This is a genomic window from Sinorhizobium sp. BJ1 (assembly GCF_002531555.1).
GTDB classification, from domain to species: Bacteria; Pseudomonadota; Alphaproteobacteria; order Rhizobiales; family Rhizobiaceae; genus Sinorhizobium; species Sinorhizobium fredii_B.
Map to the genome: position 1 here is coordinate 1 of NZ_NWTH01000016.1, position 16978 is coordinate 16978.

The following is a 16978-nucleotide window of genomic DNA, read 5'->3' on the forward strand; positions in this document are numbered from 1 at the left end:
CACGCCGCAACCTTGAAGATTCATGTCCCGCCAAAACGCGTTTCCACACAGTCTCCACCCCTCCGCGACGGATAGGAACCGGGGGAATCGACCCCACGCTGCCATTCGCCTATAGCGCCCGCAATTTCCGGTGCTGATCCCAGAGCGGTCGCTGACCGTTACTCGCGTCGACGAGACAAAGGTGGCCGCCGCAGAGGCCGCGGCCGACCGAAGCCTATCAAAGACACCCGCGGGTCTAGGAGTTCGCAGTTCTCCTTAGATGCTGTTGAAAGAACAACTTGAAATCCCGAAAACTATCGAAGCCAAGGGCGGTAGCAAGCCGTGTGACCGTGGTGGGAGAGACAGAGCAAGCAACAGCGATCAAACGCGCGCTGCCGAAGGCGACAACCTCTGGCCGTTCGAGGGCCAGACGAGCGACCTGCTCGAGCTGTTTCGGAAGTTTAAGGGCCCTGGAAGCGAACATGCCTTTAAGCTCCGTGACGTTGGTCGGAGGTTTCGACGCTAGGCTCATTTTTATGACCGCCTCCATTTCTCGCCCTTTTACTTCAGCGCGACGGCTGCCTTCTGTGAAACGGACTCGATGCAGGCAAGCGCGATGCTCAGCGCATTGCGCGCATCAATGCCGGTCGGTCCTTCGGTAATCTCGCCGCGACGAACGGCGGTTACGAAGGACGCGAGCTGCGCTGTGTAACCGTGGACGAAGTGGTCGGTGTCGCGACGCCAGGTCTCGTTTGACACACCGTTCTTATCGAACAGCGTCATGCTGGAGCGGCGCACATCGCCCATGGTCACCATGCCGCCGGAGCCGAAGACCTCGCCGCGGATGTCGTAGCCGTACATCGCGCAAAAATTCGCTTCGGCGACAGCGATCGATCGGTTGTCAAAACGGATCGTGACGACCGCCGTGTCGTGGAAGCCCTTATCCGCAAAATCCGGGCGAACGAGCGCGTCGGCAACGGCCGTAACCTCGACCGGCTTGGCGTTCGGGTTCAGCCAAAGCAGCGTGTCGAAATCGTGGATCAGCGTTTCGTAGAAGATCGTCCACTGCGGAATCCTAGCGGGGTCGGCACCAAACGGACCGGGGTCGCGGGTGAGCGAGCGGAGCAATTGGGGGGCGCCGATCTTTCCGCCATCGATCGCAGCACGTCCTTCCGAGAAGGCCTGATCCCAGCGGCGGTTGAAGCCGACCTGAAGCGGAACGCCGGCAGAGCGCGCCGCCGCGATCGCCCGGTCGGCATCCTCCAGGGTCAACGCCATGGGCTTCTCGCAAAAGATCGCCTTGCCGGCTTCGGCGGCCTGCACGAGGATGTTCGTGTGAAACCGCGCCGGCGTGGCGATGATCACGGCATCGAGACCCGGATGGGCGAGGAGATCCGCGACGTCGGTGTACGAGCTTTCGACGTCGAGCTTGCCAGCGAGGCTAGCCGCGGCCCCTGGCGCGGGATCGGCGATGGCGACGAGCTCGGCGTCGACGAGGCGGCGTGCGACGGTCTCACCGTGAAAGGAACCGATGCGGCCGGCACCGATGAGACCGACATTGACGGGTTTGTTCTTGGGCATTGAATTGATCCTGCTGGCTGAAAAAAGTCAGATGGTGAATACGTTACGGAACGCTTCGAGCGCCGCTTCGGGGTCTCCAGCGGCCCAGGCTTCCATGCCGATCGGGCCGGAATAGCCCATAGCATTCAGCGCCCTGGCGACGCCGTTCCAGTTGACCTCGCCGGTACCGGGTTCACAGCGGCCAGGGACGTCAGCCACCTGGATCTCGCCGATCCAAGGCAGGCACTTGCGGCAGAGTTCGATCAGGTTCCCCTCGCCGATCTGGGCATGATAGAGATCGAGATTGAGGCGAAGCCGCGGATGGTCGACGCTCGAGACCAGTGTCAGCGTGTCCTCGGCGCGGCCGAAGGGCACGCCGGGGTGATCAACCGGCAGGTTGAGGTTTTCGAGCGTGAAGGTGACTCCTTCTTCTTCAGCCATCTCCACAATACGGCAGAGAGTATCGCGCGCCTTCAGCCACATCGCGCCCGTGACGACTTCGATGGACTGCACAGGCAGACCTCTGTCTCCCAAGCCTGTGCCGTGCAGGTTGAGCCGCTGTATGCCCAGCCGTTTTCCAACCTGCGCGGTCTCGCGCGCCGTCTTGAGGAGCTCTGCGGCACCGTCGTCATCTGTCAGACGGCCGGTCAGATAGCCGTTCATGATCGTGAAGGTCGCGCCGGTCGCTTCCAGTTTCTTGAGATCGTGCTCCGGCCAGTTCCAGAGACCAACGCCGAAACCCATTTCCTTGAGGCGGGAGGCGCGCCACTCGATCGGCTTGTCGCGCCAGAGCATTTCCGCGCAGGCTGCGAGGGGGAAGGGAGAAGTCTTGGATACAGTCATTGGCGTTTCCGTATTTTGGGTATGACGATGGGTGGCGTGGCGCAGAAGCGCCGCACCGAAGAGGCATGCGAACAGGTTTCGATCAGATCGTTCCGCCGAGCTCTTCCGACAAAGACTGCAGCTCCTTGCCGCCGGCCATCAGGTTCTGCAGTTCGTCGATAGCGATCTCGTGCTTGGCATAGGTTCCAAGCGTCTTGCCGCGGTTGAGCACCGTGAAGCGGTTGCCAACGGCATAGGCGTGACGAACGTTGTGGGTGATGAAGATCACGCCTAGGCCCTTGGCCCGGACCTGGTTGATATACTTCAGCACCATCGACGTCTGGGCTACGCCCAGCGCGGATGTCGGTTCGTCGAGGATCAGCACCTTGGCGCCGAAATAGACCGCTCTGGCGATCGCCACGCATTGCCGTTCGCCGCCTGATAGCGTGCCAACCGCCTGCTGCGGGTCGCGCACATCGATGCCGATCTTGTGCATCTCGTCGCGCGTCACGTTGTCAGCCTCGTCCATGTCCATGCGCTTGAAGGGGCCGAAGCCGATCAAGGGTTCGCGACCCATGAAGAAGTTGCGGGTCACGGACATCAGCGGGATCATCGCAAGGTCCTGATAGACCGTGGCAATGCCGGCATCGAGGGCGTCGCGCGGGCCGGAGAACAACCGAGGCTGCCCCTCGACGAGGAACTCGCCCGAGGTCGGCTTATGCACCCCAGCAAGCGTGTTGATCAGCGTCGATTTGCCCGCACCATTGTCGCCGAGCAGACATAGAACCTCGTTCCGATACACGTTCATTGACACGCCGTTGAGAGCGATGACGGAGCCGAAATGCTTGACGAGATTCCTGACCTCGACGAGGGGCGTCTGAGATGTGCTCATCAGCGTTCTCCCGTGACGCGTTTGCGGATGACGTTGTTGAAGACGACGGCGGTCAGCAGCATGCCGCCGAGGAAAACAAGGTACCAATCCTGGTCGATCGACGTGTAGGTCAGGCCAATCAGCACCATACCGAACACGATCGATCCGAAGAAAGCGCCGATGGCGGAGCCGTAGCCGCCGGTCAGCAGGCAGCCGCCGATGACAGCCGCGATGATCGCCTCGAACTCTTTCTGAAAGCCGCGGCGGGCGTCCGTCGAACCGGCGTCGAGCACGGTCAGGATGGCGACCAGCGTGGCGCAAAGGGCGGTGATGACGAACAGCGTGGTCTTGACCCTCGCCACCGGCACGCCCGACTTGCGCGCCGCACGTGGATCACCACCGGACGCAAAGATCCAGTTGCCGAAACGTGTTCTCAACAGAACCCAGGTGGCAAGGAGTGCGATGGCGATGAACCACAGGATCTCGACCGGAATACCCGGCACCCTCGGGGTGCCGTTCGGAAAGGTGTCGATGATGCCGGCTTGCGCAAGCCAGGTGAACAGTCCGGGGAAGGCATCTCCGGAGAACAGGGGGGCCAACGGGCTGCCGGCCACTGCTTCCTTCATGCCGCGAAGCTGGGTCGCGCCACCACTTGCCCATTTCAGGCCGACCAGCGTCAGGCCGCGCAGGATGAAGAGGAAGGCCAGCGTCACGATGAAGGAAGGAAGGCCGGTGCGCATGGTGAGCTGCGCGTTGGTGACACCGATGAATACGGCAAACCCGAGCGCCACGAGAATGGCGACGCTGAGCGGCATCTGCCAGACGACGAGCGCCGTGCCGAAGACGAGACCGGCAAAGGCGACCATGGAGCCGATCGAAAGGTCGAATTCGCCGCCGATCATCAAGAGGGCCGCGCCGATGGCGAGAATGCCGAGTTGGGCAGCCGGTGCCATAAAGTTCATCACACCCGCCAACGTGAACATGGCGGGATTAGCGGTGAGGACGAAGAAGATGGTCACGAGCACCAGACCGGCTACAGCGCCGAGCTCGGGACGCCGTAGAATTGCCGTCAATGTCGAAACCTTTTTCAGCCGCTCATCGGGTCCGACTGCAGACCCGTTCTGTTCGTTGGCTAGCGTCATGGTCCGTTCCTTAGATGTCGGTCGTTGTCCGTGCGCGCGACGACCGCCTGCGAACCGAAGTTTCGCGTCGACGGAATGCACGGGCGACAGGGGCAGCCCCCGCCAAGACGGGGGCTGCCAGGCTCCGCCTAGCGGATGCCCTGGGAGGATTTCTCGATCACTTGCGCGGCCGTCTCGGTGGTGACGAAGCTGGGGCCAGAAGCCACATTGCCGGCCGGGACCGTGCCGTAACGCGCATTGAGCGCCAGGAAAGTCACCGGCAGATATCCCTGCAAGTATGGCTGCTGATCGACCGCGAACAGCGCCTTGCCGTCGGCTACAGACTGAAGGAAGCTCGCCGAAAGGTCATAGGAGGCGACCTTCACCTTGTCGCCGGCACCCATCTTCTCCACGACCGCCACTGCCCGTTCGCCGACAAGCGGAGCCGAAAGGCCGAGCACTACATCGATCGAAGGATCGGACGTGAGCGCCGCCTGGATCTTCGATTCGATCTCGGCGGGATCGGAGGTCGTCGGCAGCACCGTGACCTTGCCACCCTCGAAGCCCCGTTCCGTGCCGGCACAACGCTGGTCGAGCGCGGCGTTGCCAACTTCCTGGTTGACGCAGAGGACGTGCTTGAGGCCGAGCGACTTCAGCTTCTCGCCGACCTTGACACCAGCCGGCGTCTCATCCTGGCCGACATGCAGCTTGATGCCGAGCTTTTCGGCGGCGGAGATGCCGGAGTTCATCGATATGACCGGAATGCCGGCGGCGACGGCCTTCTCGATCGCCGGGCCGAGCGCGTCCGGATCCGGGTTGGAAATCACGATGCCCGCGGGATTCTGGTTGACGGCAGCTTCGATGAGCTGAGCCATGGCCACCATGTCGAAGGTCTCCGGCGCGCGGTAGTCGACCTGGACGTTGCTGTCCTTGCCGGCTTGCATGATGCCGTTCTTCACGATCGACCAGAACGGGTCGGATGCCTGCCCATGCGTCACGGCGATGATGGTGGGCTCCTGAGCTTTCGCGCTCACGGCCGCCGAGGTGGCGACGCCGAATGCGACAGCGCCGAATGCGAGCTTCTTCAAGAGAGATTTCATTTGCTCCTCCTCAATTCGGCCTCCACTCCACAGGAAGGCGAGAAAAACGAATGCTACCGGGTGCATGTCGGTTTGCTACCGGGTGCAAACAGGTGCATATTATCCTCGGATGCAGTAAAAGCAAGAATTCATTTCATCTGAATCAAAAATGGAATGTCCATTCCATTTGCAGGAGGCTCTATGCGCAAGCGAGCGACAGCGAGGGAAGTAGCGGATGCCGCAGGTGTCTCGAAGTGGACGGTCATACGGGCCTTCACTCCGGGCGCATCGATCGCGGAGGAAAGCAAACGCAAAGTCCTCGAGGCGGCCGCGGCGCTCAACTACACTCCGAACCTGCTTGCCCGCAGCCTCGCGACCAACTCCACCCATCAGGTGGCAGTGTTCGTCGATGATTTCGCCAATCCTCAGAAGTTGCCGTTCCTGGAGACATTGACCGAACGACTGCAGGCCGAAGGCCTCGTCGCCATGCTGATCAATATCAACACGCACTTCGACCATGTGCACGCACTGCTTCACGCAGACCAGCGCCAGGTCGATGCCGTCATCCTGTTTGGGACGGCATTTCGCAGCGAGACACTGAGCGATTTGCAATTGGGCCGGGGGACGCCACCCATGTTCGTGCTGGCGAGAGACAGCCAGATCGAAGGCGTGCCGGCAGTCACATGCGATGCCGAACTGGCGCTATGCGAGATCGTCGATCATCTCTTCGAAAGAGGATACCGGCGGCCCGGCTTCATGACGGGTGCGACAGTCCTATCGACGGCACTCAGACGTCGGCAACACTTCGTCGATTTCTGGAAGGAGAAGGGTGTGGATGACGTCGCGGTGTTCTCGGCTGAGAAATACAGCGCCGAGGCCGGGGCCGAAGCCGTCCTCAGCTATCTCAAGCAGACCGACCCCGTGGACCGAGTCGACGTCCTTATGTGCGAAAACGACATCCTGGCGCTCGGAGCGATGGATGAAATCCGCGGCCGTTTCGGTTTGCGGATCCCGGAAGACATAGCCGTCGTCGGCTTCGACAACTACGAGCTCTGCGGATCGTCCGCCTACAGCCTCACAACATACGAGCAGCCGCGGCAGGAAATGGTTCAGATAATCGTTGGAATGATCACGGGACGGCTGGAGCCGGAGACCGTGACACTGCCGGGCACCCTTGTCGTGCGCAATTCCACATGAGCCGCCGTCATTAGCGAGACCATCCTCTAACATAGGGAGGTGGCGCACCAGACTGTCGTCGCTGCGCCTTGTTCCACTGTTTTCAGGTCCCTTGCCGGGTCGATTACGGGGGACCCGTCCGGCGCGACTGCACCGAAGGCTTCGAGTTCGAACTGGGTCAGGTTACGAACCCCTGGTGTCACTATCATACCGGGGCGTACGGGTCGTATGCGACCGGACCACCTGGCGTGATATAGTTCTTCCATCGCATGAACCGCGGGAGGGGTGAATGCGCGCAGGAGCGTCATTTGTTGTTGTGCAGGTGTTGCTGCTCTCGCCCGTTGCGGCGACCGAGCCGGTCGTTTTTCATACCGCGCATTTTAGTGATGATACGGTCGTCAGTCTCTCCCTGGTAGGCAGCCAACTCGCCTCGAAGATGGGCTACGATTACGACGTTCTCATTTCGCTGTCGCAGATGCATTCCAAAAACGGTGCTGTGTACAGCGATCCGGGAAAACATCGAGCGTTGGTGAAGTGTGCCGATCCCGCCAAGGTCTCCGTCAGGGGAGTCGACTATCCGATACCTGCGTCGCAGGACGGAAGCTCGGATTGGAAGGACGATCTCTGGAAGGCGGTGTGCACACCTCCGGTCTCGTAGCGCTGATCCGCGATCCGGTGCTGTTCTCAGCCAATATTAAGACATCGATTGGAACGCGCCTGCCAGGTAACTGGGCCGAACTCTGCAGCTGCCAATTTGCGGGCGGGGCTGGGCCCTTCAGTTGCCCTATAAGGTCGGAGGAGACTGCCAGGGGAGTAGAGAGCGTTTTTGCGAGGGCCTCGAGCCGTTGTGCCACGTTCACGGCATCGCCGATCACCGTAAACTCGCTGTGGCAGCCGCTGTCGAGGACGCCGCAGACGACCGTGCCAGAGTACAAGCCAATGGCAGCATCGAGGGCAGGGTACCCGTTCAAGAAATTGTGGTTCATCCCGTCGTTAAGCGTATCGACCAGTCGAGAGCGCAAGCGAGTGCCCGATCAGCGTCTTTATCCGAAGGTTTCAGTTGTCCGAACACTGCCATGACTCCGTCGCCAATGAACTTGTCGACCGTTCCACCGTGTTCAAAGATTGTCTGGGAAACCAACCGGCGGTACTCCGCAAGCACTAACGCCAGTTCCTGGCGGGCGCTGTTTCGGCAGAACTGGTGAAATCGCGCAGATCGACGAACATGATCGCTGCGTTGCGTCGCTCCAGCCCAAGCGTCTCACCCCGTTCCTGTAGTTCCGAGACAATAAACGGCGAGAAGAATCGAGAGAGATTGAGACGCCGTTGATCCGCCTTCAGGGCCTCCCTGCGCGTGCGGTCGTGATCCCGCGAGGGACGATGCCTGAAAAGATGAGCACCAGAAGACGGTCGAGCTTGAGGCCGATATGGACGAGCAGGAGGAAGGCGACGACCAGGCTTGTGGTCTCAGATTGTGGTTCTCCGTCACCGGTCCGGCGAGTATGTGCGCATAGAGAAGTGACCAGGAGGGCATCCAGGATGACGAACAGCGTCTTGAGCCAAGAGCGTCCCGGCAGCAAGCGTACGGTCACGACGGAAGCGACGCTGATGAGGAAATAGCTGACCACCACGAAAAGGTGCGTCCCTTCGGCCCCCTCGCTGCCGCCTAGCAGGAGGTTGGCGAGCAGGATCGCGAAGGCGACGAAGCGCAGGAGGATTGCACGGAATTCCCTTGCGGCATCCCATTCAGGGTGAAGCGACGACGTCATGTCCGACAACGCGAGTTCGGGTTCTTTCCGGTTCACACCGGGTAAGTAAAGGACGCGGCCGAGTGATCGTCCGCGTCCTGGCCTTCTTACTTGACCTCGGTCACGGTCAACTTGCCGTTGACGCGCTCGGCGACAAATTCGATATTCGAGCCTTCCTTCAGCTTCTCCAGGATGGCGTCGTCCTGGACGCGGAACACCATGGTCATCGCGGGCATGTCGAGGGATTTCAGTTCCTCGTGGATCAGCGTGACCTTCTTGGCCTTGGCGTCGATCTTCTTGACCGTGCCCTTGGTGAACTCGGCGGCGAGAGCGCCGTAGGCGGTACCGAGGGCGAGAGCGGAGGCGAGGGCGAGTTTGATCAGCGTTTTCATGTCAGGCTCCTTTCGAATTACTTTCCGGCGACGGTGACGTCGCCGTGCATGCCGGCGTCGTAGTGCCCGGGCACGAGGCAGGCGATCTTGAACGTGCCGTCGTTGGTGAACTTCCAGATGATCTCGCCGGACTCCCCTGCGGCGAGACGGATGGCGTTCGGGTCGTCGTGCTCCATCTCCGGGAATTTCTCCATCACCGCCTTGTGCTCCATGATCTTGTCCTCCTGGTCGAGCACAAACTCGTGGTCGAGCTCGCCTGCGTTCCTGATCGCGAAGCGGACGGTCTGGCCCTTGCGGACCTTGAAGGTCGACGGCGTGAAGATCATCTTGCCGTCGTCCGTCTCCTTCATCGTGACCTGAATCGTCTGGGTGGCGGCGGCTTTCTTGCCGGGTTCGCCGACGGCCATGGCCTCGCCGTGCCCGCCCGCGTGATTGCCACCGGCGAGCGCCGGTGTGGCGAGCGCGGCGACGAGAACTCCGAAGAGCGCAGCTTTCATGGTGTGTTCCTTTGGTTGGTTAAACATCGGCATGCGGGATCAGCCGTGGTTCTTATGGTTCGGCATGATCTGGGTCTTGGCGTCCTTGGCTCTCGGCGCGTCGGGAACCTCGCCCGTCCACTCCCAGGCCTGGGTTCCGGGCGGGTTTTCGTACCAGCCGGGATCGGCGTAATCGCCCGCGGAGATGCCCTCGCGCACCTTGACGACCGAGAACATGCCGCCCATCTCGATTGGGCCGTGCGGACCCCAGCCGGTCATCATCGGGATGGTGTTCTCGGGGATTTCCATCTCCATCTCGCCCATGTCGGCCATGCCCTTGGTGCCCATCGGCATGTATTCCGGGCGAAGTTTCTTGATCTTTTCAGCGACCTTCGATTTGTCGACGCCGATAAACGTCGGGATGTCGTGCCCCATGGCGTTCATCGTGTGGTGCGACTTGTGGCAATGAATCGCCCAGTCGCCCTCGTACTTGGCGTCGAACTCGTAGGCCCGCATCGCCCCGACCGGGATGTCGATGCTGACCTCCGGCCAGCGCGCTTCTGGGCGCACCCAGCCGCCGTCGGTGCAGGTGACCTCGAAGTCGTAGCCGTGCATGTGGATCGGGTGGTTGGTCATCGTCAGGTTGCCGACCCGCACCCGCACACGGTCATTCTTGGAGACGACGAGCGGGCTGATGTCCGGAAACACACGGCTGTTCCAGCACCACATGTTGAAGTCGGTCATCTCCATGACGCGCGGCACATAGGAACCGGGATCGATGTCGTAGGCGTTGAGCAGGAAGACGAAGTCGCGGTCGACCGGCATGAACTTCGGGTCTTTGGGGTGGATCACGAAGAAGCCCATCATCCCCATCGCCATCTGCACCATTTCGTCGGAATGCGGGTGGTACATGAAGGTGCCCGACTTCACGAGGTCGAACTCGTAGACGAAGGTCTTGCCGACCGGGATATGCGGCTGCGTCAGGCCGCCGACGCCGTCCATGCCGGAGGGAAGAATCATGCCGTGCCAGTGGATGGTCGTGTGCTCGGGGAGCTTGTTGGTGACGAAGATGCGCACCCGATCACCTTCGACCGCCTCGATCGTCGGGCCCGGCGACTGGCCGTTATAGCCCCAGAGATAGGCGGTCATGCCCTCCGCCATTTCGCGCTCCACCGGCTCGGCGACCAGGTGGAACTCCTTGACGCCGTTATTCATCCGGTAAGGCAGGGTCCAGCCGTTGAGCGTGACGACCGGGTTGTAGTCGGGGCCGGAGGTGGGCTTTAGCGGCGGCTGCGTCTCCGCCGTCTCCATGACGGCGGCTTCGGGCAGTCCCATGTTGGACGTCTTCGCCCAGGCGGCGGTCGATACCAGGGCGGCGCTCGCGCCGAGCAACTGTCTTCTGTTGAACATTGCCTGTTCCTTTCTCAGTGGCCGCCACCACCGCTTTCGGCGGCAGCCGCAACTTCCATTCCGCCGGCGGCCGCCCCCGCGCCGCCGCCGTAGATGGCGGGGACGAGATTGGCCTCGGCCAGCCAGAAGTCGCGCTTGGCGTTGACGGCAAGCAGGTTCGCATTGACCTTCTCGCGGCTGTCGGCGAGCAGTTCGAAGGTGTTGGTGATCATGGCGTTGTAAGTGAGGAGGGATTCCTCCTCGATCTTGGTGCGCAGCGGCACGACGCTGTTTCGATAGTGCCGCGCGATGTCATGGTTGGCGCGGTACGCCTGGTAGGCCGAGCGCGCTTCGGAGCGGACGTTGACCGCCTTTTCCGCGAGAAGGTTCGCCGCCCGCATATAGGCAAGCTCCGCTTTGCGCATGCGCGCCTTGCCGCTGTCGAAGATCGGGATGACGAATTCGAGTTCTGCCTGGCCGGTTGTCTCGGTTTCGACCTCACCGTCCTCCTTTTCCCGCTCCGTCTCGAACCCGGTGAGGAGTTCGAGGTCGGTGACGTAACGGGTCGCTTCCGTCAGCCTGTAGGACTTGGCGGTCGCCTCGAGGTCGAGCTTCGCCATCTGCAGATCGACGCGGCGCTGGATCGATTCCGCCTCGATCAGGTCACGCTTCATAATTCCCTTAGGCAATTGCGGCAGACGGTTCGGAACCTGATAGTCGATCCCCGAACCCCAGAGCCCCATCAGCCGCGTCAGCTCTTCTTTGGCGAGCCTCGCCTCCAGCCGCGCCTTTGCCGTCTGTCCCGCCAGTTCGGCATAGAACACATGCTCGCGGGCCTGACCTTCTTTCGTCAGCGCGCCGCTCTTGCCGAGTTCCTGTGCAAGTTCCGAGGCCGCATCCGCCGCGGCCTGCGCCTGGTTGAGCTGGCCGACCGTTTCCCAGGCGGCTACCGCATTGATCCAGGCACGGCGTGTATCTGAGGCTAGCTGTAGCGTGCGAAGCGCGGCATTCAACTGCGCCCTTCGGAACTGGGTGTCGGCGATGGCAATATTCCGGTCTCGGGTGGCAAGCGCGAGAATATTGTTGGCGATCATGCCTTCTACGGACGTGAAGGCTTCCAGCCCCGGCGCGCCGATACCGGTGACTCCGAGGGAAACGGTCGGATTGACGAGCATCGTCGATTGCCAGGCGTCGGCGGCCGTGTCACCGAGGTCCGCGTAGGCCGCCTGCAGACCCTTGTTGTTGAGAAGCGCCACCTGGACGGCGGTCTCGACGTCGATGGTCTTCTTCGCCATCAGCGTCTTTACGCGGTCGGAGACGACGCGTGACTGCTGCTGGTTCTGTATCCAGACCGTCTGCTTGCCTGCGGCCTCGGCGGTCTTGGCCTCGACCGAGGAGAAGCCAGCGTTTTTCGCCGCATACCCCGTGGCTGACACGCAGCCGCCGAGCACGAGCGGCAGGGCGAGGGTCGCAGCGAGTTTGACAGTGGCTCTCATCATGACGCGCCTCCTTCCGGAGTCTGCGCGTCGTTCTGGTTGCGCCACGGCTGGGGATCGACCGGAACGCGGTGGGTGTAGCCCGAAATCGGGCTCGTATATCTGAGGGGGCGGACCTGAGCCTGGGAGGCGGCGAGGTCGCCCGTGGCAATGACATCGGGAGGCAATGTGGCGGCGCATCCGCTCGCGAAAAGCGGCAGGGCGGCCACGAAGAACAATGGTTTCATGGTTTTATCCGAATAGGAATTCTAGCGGCGCTCGAGAGCAACTTACTCGCGAACACTCCTGAGACCCGTGAGAAGAACGGGTGCGTCCTATTCAGATATTTGGGGGACGGTGCAGAGGCGGAAGCTCGCCCGTGGTCCGGGCATCGTCGATGAACTCACGGATGGAGGCTACCCGCGGTCCACCAACAGGGTCGGTTTCCGCAACAATCGCCATGCTGACACAGAATCCCTTGCAGCAGTCGGTCTTCGCAAGCTTCTGCGCACCTTCCGGGGAGGACTTCTGGTCGCCATGCGTATGTCCGCCGCTCGCCATCTCATGATGATGATTGTCGGACTGCGCGATTTCAGGATTGGACCAAGCGCCATGCATGGCGGCAGCCGCCGTCGGCAATGAGTAAACCGTCAGCGACATGACAATCGCCAAGCGGAGCAGAACCAACATCTTTTGCAATGTGATTCGAAACATACCCATGCCCCGAGGACTACCATCGGTCCGTTCAGTTGTCAGCTTCTATCGTCGTTCGTATTCGCGTCTATTATATGGCACTGCAGCAAATCGGCTGATCGTCTTGCGATGCTGATTGAAGGTGTACTGGTTCCAACGATGGTAAGGTCAAGCGAGAAAGTTTTCGAATGCAGAACGACGACGACTCAATCGTTCTTGTCATTTTACGAGACCCGATGACGAGCCTCGCTGCGTATCTGGGATTGTTCTTGGTCGCCTTCGGCGCGGCGACGGTGTTGCCATTCCAATCAGAGCCCTTGCTTGTTGGCCTCCTTGCGTCCGGCAAGTTTTCGACCGCATGGCTTCTTGTTGTTGCCACCATCGGCAACGTACTAGGCGCAGTCTTCAATTGGGTTCTCGGCCTTTTCATCGACCGTTTCCATGACCGGCCCTGGTTTCCGGTTAAGCCGTCCTCCCTGACAAAAGCTAGTGGATGGTATCGGCGCTATGGCCGCTGGTCGCTGCTTCTCTCCTGGATGCCGCTGATCGGGGACGCCCTCACGGTGCTTGCCGGGGTGTTGCGGGAGCCCCTCTGGTCTTTCTTGCTGCTGGTGACGGTCGCAAAGGCCGGACGGTATCTCGTCCTCACCGCAGCCACGCTGGGGACTCAGTCGGTGCTGGGTGGTTAGCCTACAACAGGGGTGAGCGTGATCGCAGCTTGGAGACGCTCATCCAGGAGGGACGTGGCTAAGGCCCGACGATCGCGATACCGCCCCAAAACGGCCACCGATCTCTCATCATCTCGCTTGAAGCGAGGCAGCGCAGTGCCGCTCGCGTTGACGTGATCAATCGCGGGTTCGATGAATTCATGGAAGGGGATAGCTGAATGGGGCCAAAGGCGGCGATGACGTTCAGGCTCGTCCTTGCAGGGGCGGCCGTGGCGGCGATCCCCGCGGCGGCGGCACCTGAGTCTCAGCCGCGCGACATCGTGCAGCAAAGACAGCAGGACATGAAAGCGATGGCGAATGCAGCCAAGAGCATCGACGCCATGTTCAAGGGGTCGTCCCCTTATGACGCGAAGGCGTTCAAGGCCGCGGCTGAATCCGTCGGGTCTCATTCGGGAGACAGGCTGTCATCGCTTTTCGACGGGTCTATCGCCGCACCCGGTTCGAAGGCCAGCGCCAATATCGAAGCCGAACGCCAGAAGTTCGACAAACTGGCCGCCGACCTTGGCGTCTATGCTTCGGCGCTCGCGGCGGCGGCAGAGCGCAATCCGGATGTTCTTAGTCCTCAGATGCGCATGCAAGGTGGAGACGCGATGATGGGCGGACCGCTTGCCAGGAAAGCGGAGGCGGATCGGGATGTGAGTTCAATGCCCGCCGAGCATGCGTTTCACCTGATGCTTCAGACCTGCACCTCCTGCCATGCCCAATTTCGAGTGCGAGCCGAGTAGCCGACGTGTGCGGAGCTACGGTCGATTGGCGAGTTGGCCGTGCTGTTTACGCCATCCGTAGCGCGTCAATCCGCGCGGCTTGTAGATCGAAAGCACCGTCGTCGTGATCAGCACGACTATGCCGCCAGCGGCGTGGACCACGAGTGAGCTTCTCGGACCGAGAAGATCGGCTTCCGCTAGTCCTTTCGCAGCAGCCGCCGCGACATAGCCTATCAGGTCCAACTGCAGCAGTAGGACGACGGCGGTCAGCACGGTCAGCAGGAATTTCGCGAGCACCCAGTAGTGGAGGAACACGCCCCAGACTGTTCCGAGTGCCTGGACGAGTCCTGTGATGAGCGATGCCAAAACCATAGGAAGTATGACGAGCCGCGCAATGGCGTCCATCGCCACATAGAGGCTTCCTGCTGTCTGGGCATCCGCGCTGCCGAGGCCGACGAGTCCCAGCGCAAGGAAACACGCCACCGCGCCGAGCGAACTGACGGATGAGATGACATGCACCACGAGAGTGAACTTCCGCAGGGCAGGAGGCATCGTCATGGAGGGTCACCTGCTGGCGGCATTTCGCTGTCGGGCGACATGTGGCGGCCTGGGCCGTGGGGACCGCCGATATCGAAGACGACGATCATCGCCGCAAGCAATATCAGCACAGCGGCAACGATCCCGGAGATTTTTACCCAGCGCGGCATGCCAGGATAGTCGTTTCCCTCGGCCATCTCTCTTTGTCTCCGCCATCTTAGCATCCGGTCCCGTGGCTCGACGTTCTATCGGGAGTTTTGCAACACCGCAGAGTTTACGAAATATTTAGCTTAATTTTGTCGAACCTACTTAGGCGTGTCCAGATCCCTTCTGGTTCAGCCGCGGATCGTCACAGTGGTGGAGAGAACATTCCTCCTCGTTCGGGATTGTGTTCTCTCTCCGAAATGACCCCTCGCGAAGAAAGGCGGATGCCGATTCCAATGCGTCACAAGGCGTTCAGGCCGAACGCGCATTGACGCCGGGGCTTCTTGGCATCGGCCGCGTTAGCGATCTCTACGATGATCGGGCATTCCGGCCGATCGGCGCCATGGCAGGGGTTGGCGTCAAGGGGTGATAGCGCGTTTGCTGCTGGGCTTCATCGATCGACCTTCCTGTAGGATGAGGTGTCGGCGGCTGGACAATTCCCGATAGAGCGCTTCGGGAGATACGCCGATCTCCTCGGCCAGTCTGCGCCATTCACCCTTGGCTGGAAGCTGCCCGTCATTCCACGTTAGCCAAGCGTCGAGCCTGGCTCCCACCGTGCGCAACGACACGATCTCGGCTCGTTTCCTGGCGCTCTGAAGCTCGTGCGATAGATGCCGTGCCCAAGCGCGGGCAAATGCGGGCTCATTGTCCAGCAGGTCACGAATGACGCCCACGGGGACAACCAGAATGTCCGTCTGCGTCGCCGCCACGGCATCGCAGTGATAATGATCCGAAAACACGGAGGCCTCCGCTAGAATCGAGCGGCTCGCTGAACGCTGCAAGACAGCGGGGCTGCCGTCCTCGTGGTAGCGCAGGAGGTTGACGCACCCCTCCATTACGAGAAACAGTGCACGAACGGGGTCGCCCCGATGAAAGAGGTGCTCATTCTTTTCGAGCGACTTTTTCGCGACCGCTTTCGGCTGGAGATGGACGAGAATTTGATCCGACATGATAGCTATCATGTCCAGGACGATCATCGTTTGGCAAGCTCGAGGCCTCGAACTTGTGAACGGTGACTCATGAAAAAGCTTATCCCTGCGCTCGCAGTTTTGCTGCTTCCAATTTCCGCTGCTGCGGAGGGCAAACACGTCCATTCTTCACCGTATGCCGGACAGGAGCATCGCGACATAAAAAGCCTATCGGCGAAAGACATTGCCGAGCTGGAGACTGGAGGAGGCTGGGGCTTGGCGAAGCCCGCCGAGCTCAACGGAATGCCCGGGCCGTCACACGTGCTGAAGATGAAGGCCGAGCTTCATTTGACTGGCGAACAGGAGGATAGAACGCGGAGCATTTTCCAGAGAATGCGCGGCGAAGCGGTTGCGGAAGGCAAGAGATTGGTGGCCGGGGAACAGGCGCTCGAGTTCGCTTTCCGCGAGCGCTCGATCAACCATGGTGGGCTGCGCGAACGTCTCCGCCGGATTGAGGCGAGCCGCGCCAACCTCCGTTACATCCATCTGGCCGCGCACCTGGAGATGCTAAAGGTTCTGAGCGCGAGCCAGATCGACCGCTACAGCGAGTTGCGCGGATATTCCCGGTAGGACAAGGCTGGTAGAGCCGCCCCGTCTTCCCTGGACAGCAGTCGTCTGTTACCGTGCACTTGCGTTCCATCTTTGTTCACCAACAACACGCGCCGTTGCGACGGCGCGTGTTGAATTCATGCGACGTGGCTGCAGCAGGACTTCGCGAACGAAGCCTTGTAGCCAGCGTCTTCAATCGCGGCGACGATCGCTTCGGAGGCGGCCGGCAGCTTGCCGAGAAGCAGCTTGTTTACGCGGTTGGAGACCGAGCTTCGAAAGGATGACGATGAGGCATCGTCGGGGATCGACCTTACGCCATCCAAGGACGTCGCTGAAATTGACTCGACCTTGGAGGAGCGCCCCGAATGGTATGTGCTCGTCGCCAGATGCGGAAAGTGCCGGCGTCGGGCCGGGATTTCCCGTTTTTTTAAGCGACCACATTTCAGCATCGGGGCGATAACATTCAACGATGTCTTGTGAGATTTCGGCCAGGGGAGGGTCGTGTCG

The 16978-nt window shown here is 61.1% G+C and carries 20 protein-coding genes and 1 pseudogene; 5 read left to right on the forward strand and 16 right to left on the reverse strand.

The genetic code is table 11. From position 1 onward, the window contains the following. Positions 1-235 precede the first annotated feature (235 nt). From CO676_RS19485 to CO676_RS19510, 6 genes are all read right to left on the reverse strand, one after another. Entirely contained in the window at positions 236-529 is a 294-nt protein-coding gene (locus CO676_RS19485; protein ID WP_332908268.1) for a MurR/RpiR family transcriptional regulator, read from the reverse strand. A gap of 11 nt (positions 530-540) precedes the next feature. Further along, the gene (locus tag CO676_RS19490) at positions 541-1560 is read right to left on the reverse strand and encodes a Gfo/Idh/MocA family oxidoreductase (protein ID WP_097522284.1); all 1020 of its coding nucleotides are present in this window, start codon (positions 1558-1560) and stop codon (positions 541-543) included. A 27-nt stretch (positions 1561-1587) separates the two neighbouring features. Beyond that, positions 1588-2382: a hydroxypyruvate isomerase family protein gene (locus tag CO676_RS19495; RefSeq protein ID WP_097522285.1), complete on the reverse strand. Its 795-nt coding sequence runs from the start codon at positions 2380-2382 to the stop codon at positions 1588-1590. An 82-nt stretch (positions 2383-2464) separates the two neighbouring features. Further along, positions 2465-3253: an ATP-binding cassette domain-containing protein gene (locus tag CO676_RS19500; protein ID WP_097522286.1), complete on the reverse strand. Its 789-nt coding sequence runs from the start codon at positions 3251-3253 to the stop codon at positions 2465-2467. After that, the gene (locus CO676_RS19505) at positions 3253-4374 is read right to left on the reverse strand and encodes an ABC transporter permease (protein WP_097522287.1); all 1122 of its coding nucleotides are present in this window, start codon (positions 4372-4374) and stop codon (positions 3253-3255) included. The genes CO676_RS19500 and CO676_RS19505 overlap by 1 nt, the downstream gene beginning before the upstream one ends. 128 nt (positions 4375-4502) lie before the next feature. After that, complete coding sequence (locus CO676_RS19510; RefSeq protein ID WP_097522288.1) at positions 4503-5453, reverse strand: sugar ABC transporter substrate-binding protein; 951 nt, start codon at positions 5451-5453, stop codon at positions 4503-4505. 180 nt (positions 5454-5633) lie between these two features. Here CO676_RS19510 and CO676_RS19515 point away from each other — a divergent pair, with 180 nt between their 5' ends. After that, complete coding sequence (locus CO676_RS19515; RefSeq protein ID WP_097522289.1) at positions 5634-6629, forward strand: LacI family DNA-binding transcriptional regulator; 996 nt, start codon at positions 5634-5636, stop codon at positions 6627-6629. Positions 6630-6897: 268 nt separating this feature from the next. After that, positions 6898-7266 carry a hypothetical protein gene (locus CO676_RS19520; protein ID WP_014764319.1) on the forward strand — a complete coding sequence of 123 codons (369 nt, stop codon included), beginning with the start codon at positions 6898-6900 and terminating at the stop codon, positions 7264-7266. 40 nt (positions 7267-7306) lie between these two features. On the opposite strand, the pseudogene CO676_RS19525 reads toward CO676_RS19520, so the two are convergent. The 7 genes and pseudogenes from CO676_RS19525 to CO676_RS19555 all read right to left on the reverse strand — a co-directional run. After that, a pseudogene (locus CO676_RS19525) lies at positions 7307-8377 on the reverse strand (adenylate/guanylate cyclase domain-containing protein); the annotation flags it as partial. 86 nt (positions 8378-8463) lie between these two features. Beyond that, positions 8464-8748 carry a copper-binding protein gene (locus tag CO676_RS19530; RefSeq protein ID WP_014764321.1) on the reverse strand — a complete coding sequence of 95 codons (285 nt, stop codon included), beginning with the start codon at positions 8746-8748 and terminating at the stop codon, positions 8464-8466. A gap of 17 nt (positions 8749-8765) precedes the next feature. Further along, positions 8766-9245 (reverse strand): plastocyanin/azurin family copper-binding protein, encoded by a 480-nt coding sequence (locus tag CO676_RS19535; RefSeq protein ID WP_014764322.1) that lies wholly within the window; start codon positions 9243-9245, stop codon positions 8766-8768. Positions 9246-9284: 39 nt separating this feature from the next. Next, positions 9285-10634, reverse strand: coding sequence for a copper oxidase (locus CO676_RS19540; protein WP_097522290.1), 1350 nt, complete (start codon positions 10632-10634; stop codon positions 9285-9287). Positions 10635-10648: 14 nt separating this feature from the next. Continuing rightward, positions 10649-12112, reverse strand: coding sequence for a TolC family protein (locus CO676_RS19545; RefSeq protein WP_097522291.1), 1464 nt, complete (start codon positions 12110-12112; stop codon positions 10649-10651). Further along, positions 12109-12336, reverse strand: coding sequence for a hypothetical protein (locus CO676_RS19550; protein ID WP_041414355.1), 228 nt, complete (start codon positions 12334-12336; stop codon positions 12109-12111). Before CO676_RS19550 ends, CO676_RS19545 begins: the two co-directional genes overlap by 4 nt. A gap of 91 nt (positions 12337-12427) precedes the next feature. Further along, positions 12428-12808: a hypothetical protein gene (locus CO676_RS19555; protein ID WP_041414356.1), complete on the reverse strand. Its 381-nt coding sequence runs from the start codon at positions 12806-12808 to the stop codon at positions 12428-12430. A gap of 209 nt (positions 12809-13017) precedes the next feature. On the opposite strand from CO676_RS19555, the gene CO676_RS19560 reads away from it, so the two are divergent. Continuing rightward, the gene (locus tag CO676_RS19560; RefSeq protein ID WP_041415369.1) at positions 13018-13470 is read left to right on the forward strand and encodes a YqaA family protein; all 453 of its coding nucleotides are present in this window, start codon (positions 13018-13020) and stop codon (positions 13468-13470) included. 197 nt (positions 13471-13667) lie between these two features. Beyond that, positions 13668-14234 carry a cytochrome c gene (locus CO676_RS19565; protein WP_014764327.1) on the forward strand — a complete coding sequence of 189 codons (567 nt, stop codon included), beginning with the start codon at positions 13668-13670 and terminating at the stop codon, positions 14232-14234. A 15-nt stretch (positions 14235-14249) separates the two neighbouring features. Here the strand turns inward: CO676_RS19565 and CO676_RS19570 are convergent, their stop codons facing one another. From CO676_RS19570 to CO676_RS19585, 3 genes are all read right to left on the reverse strand, one after another. Continuing rightward, a complete protein-coding gene (locus CO676_RS19570; RefSeq protein WP_014764328.1) occupies positions 14250-14771 on the reverse strand; it encodes a hypothetical protein in 522 nt (173 codons plus the stop codon). Continuing rightward, positions 14768-14947: a hypothetical protein gene (locus CO676_RS19575; protein WP_014764329.1), complete on the reverse strand. Its 180-nt coding sequence runs from the start codon at positions 14945-14947 to the stop codon at positions 14768-14770. Before CO676_RS19575 ends, CO676_RS19570 begins: the two co-directional genes overlap by 4 nt. Before the next feature lie 366 nt (positions 14948-15313). Then, entirely contained in the window at positions 15314-15931 is a 618-nt protein-coding gene (locus CO676_RS19585; protein WP_097522292.1) for a Crp/Fnr family transcriptional regulator, read from the reverse strand. Between the two features lie 42 nt (positions 15932-15973). On the opposite strand from CO676_RS19585, the gene CO676_RS19590 reads away from it, so the two are divergent. Continuing rightward, positions 15974-16492 (forward strand): hypothetical protein, encoded by a 519-nt coding sequence (locus tag CO676_RS19590; protein WP_014764332.1) that lies wholly within the window; start codon positions 15974-15976, stop codon positions 16490-16492. The last annotated feature ends 486 nt before the right edge of the window (positions 16493-16978 follow it).

Coding starts and splice junctions, on each gene's coding strand:
- CO676_RS19520 (WP_014764319.1), top strand. CDS start 6,898: ATGCGCGCAGGAGCGTCATTTGTTGTTGTGCAGGTGTTGCTGCTCTCG.
- CO676_RS19490 (WP_097522284.1), bottom strand. CDS start 1,560: ATGCCCAAGAACAAACCCGTCAATGTCGGTCTCATCGGTGCCGGCCGC.
- CO676_RS19535 (WP_014764322.1), bottom strand. CDS start 9,245: ATGAAAGCTGCGCTCTTCGGAGTTCTCGTCGCCGCGCTCGCCACACCG.
- CO676_RS19550 (WP_041414355.1), bottom strand. CDS start 12,336: ATGAAACCATTGTTCTTCGTGGCCGCCCTGCCGCTTTTCGCGAGCGGA.
- CO676_RS19590 (WP_014764332.1), top strand. CDS start 15,974: ATGAAAAAGCTTATCCCTGCGCTCGCAGTTTTGCTGCTTCCAATTTCC.
- CO676_RS19560 (WP_041415369.1), top strand. CDS start 13,018: ATGACGAGCCTCGCTGCGTATCTGGGATTGTTCTTGGTCGCCTTCGGC.
- CO676_RS19570 (WP_014764328.1), bottom strand. CDS start 14,771: ATGACGATGCCTCCTGCCCTGCGGAAGTTCACTCTCGTGGTGCATGTC.
- CO676_RS19530 (WP_014764321.1), bottom strand. CDS start 8,748: ATGAAAACGCTGATCAAACTCGCCCTCGCCTCCGCTCTCGCCCTCGGT.
- CO676_RS19485 (WP_332908268.1), bottom strand. CDS start 529: ATGGAGGCGGTCATAAAAATGAGCCTAGCGTCGAAACCTCCGACCAAC.
- CO676_RS19575 (WP_014764329.1), bottom strand. CDS start 14,947: ATGGCCGAGGGAAACGACTATCCTGGCATGCCGCGCTGGGTAAAAATC.
- CO676_RS19565 (WP_014764327.1), top strand. CDS start 13,668: ATGGGGCCAAAGGCGGCGATGACGTTCAGGCTCGTCCTTGCAGGGGCG.
- CO676_RS19515 (WP_097522289.1), top strand. CDS start 5,634: ATGCGCAAGCGAGCGACAGCGAGGGAAGTAGCGGATGCCGCAGGTGTC.
- CO676_RS19500 (WP_097522286.1), bottom strand. CDS start 3,253: ATGAGCACATCTCAGACGCCCCTCGTCGAGGTCAGGAATCTCGTCAAG.
- CO676_RS19555 (WP_041414356.1), bottom strand. CDS start 12,808: ATGGGTATGTTTCGAATCACATTGCAAAAGATGTTGGTTCTGCTCCGC.
- CO676_RS19585 (WP_097522292.1), bottom strand. CDS start 15,931: ATGATCGTCCTGGACATGATAGCTATCATGTCGGATCAAATTCTCGTC.
- CO676_RS19510 (WP_097522288.1), bottom strand. CDS start 5,453: ATGAAATCTCTCTTGAAGAAGCTCGCATTCGGCGCTGTCGCATTCGGC.
- CO676_RS19545 (WP_097522291.1), bottom strand. CDS start 12,112: ATGATGAGAGCCACTGTCAAACTCGCTGCGACCCTCGCCCTGCCGCTC.
- CO676_RS19540 (WP_097522290.1), bottom strand. CDS start 10,634: ATGTTCAACAGAAGACAGTTGCTCGGCGCGAGCGCCGCCCTGGTATCG.
- CO676_RS19495 (WP_097522285.1), bottom strand. CDS start 2,382: ATGACTGTATCCAAGACTTCTCCCTTCCCCCTCGCAGCCTGCGCGGAA.
- CO676_RS19505 (WP_097522287.1), bottom strand. CDS start 4,374: ATGACGCTAGCCAACGAACAGAACGGGTCTGCAGTCGGACCCGATGAG.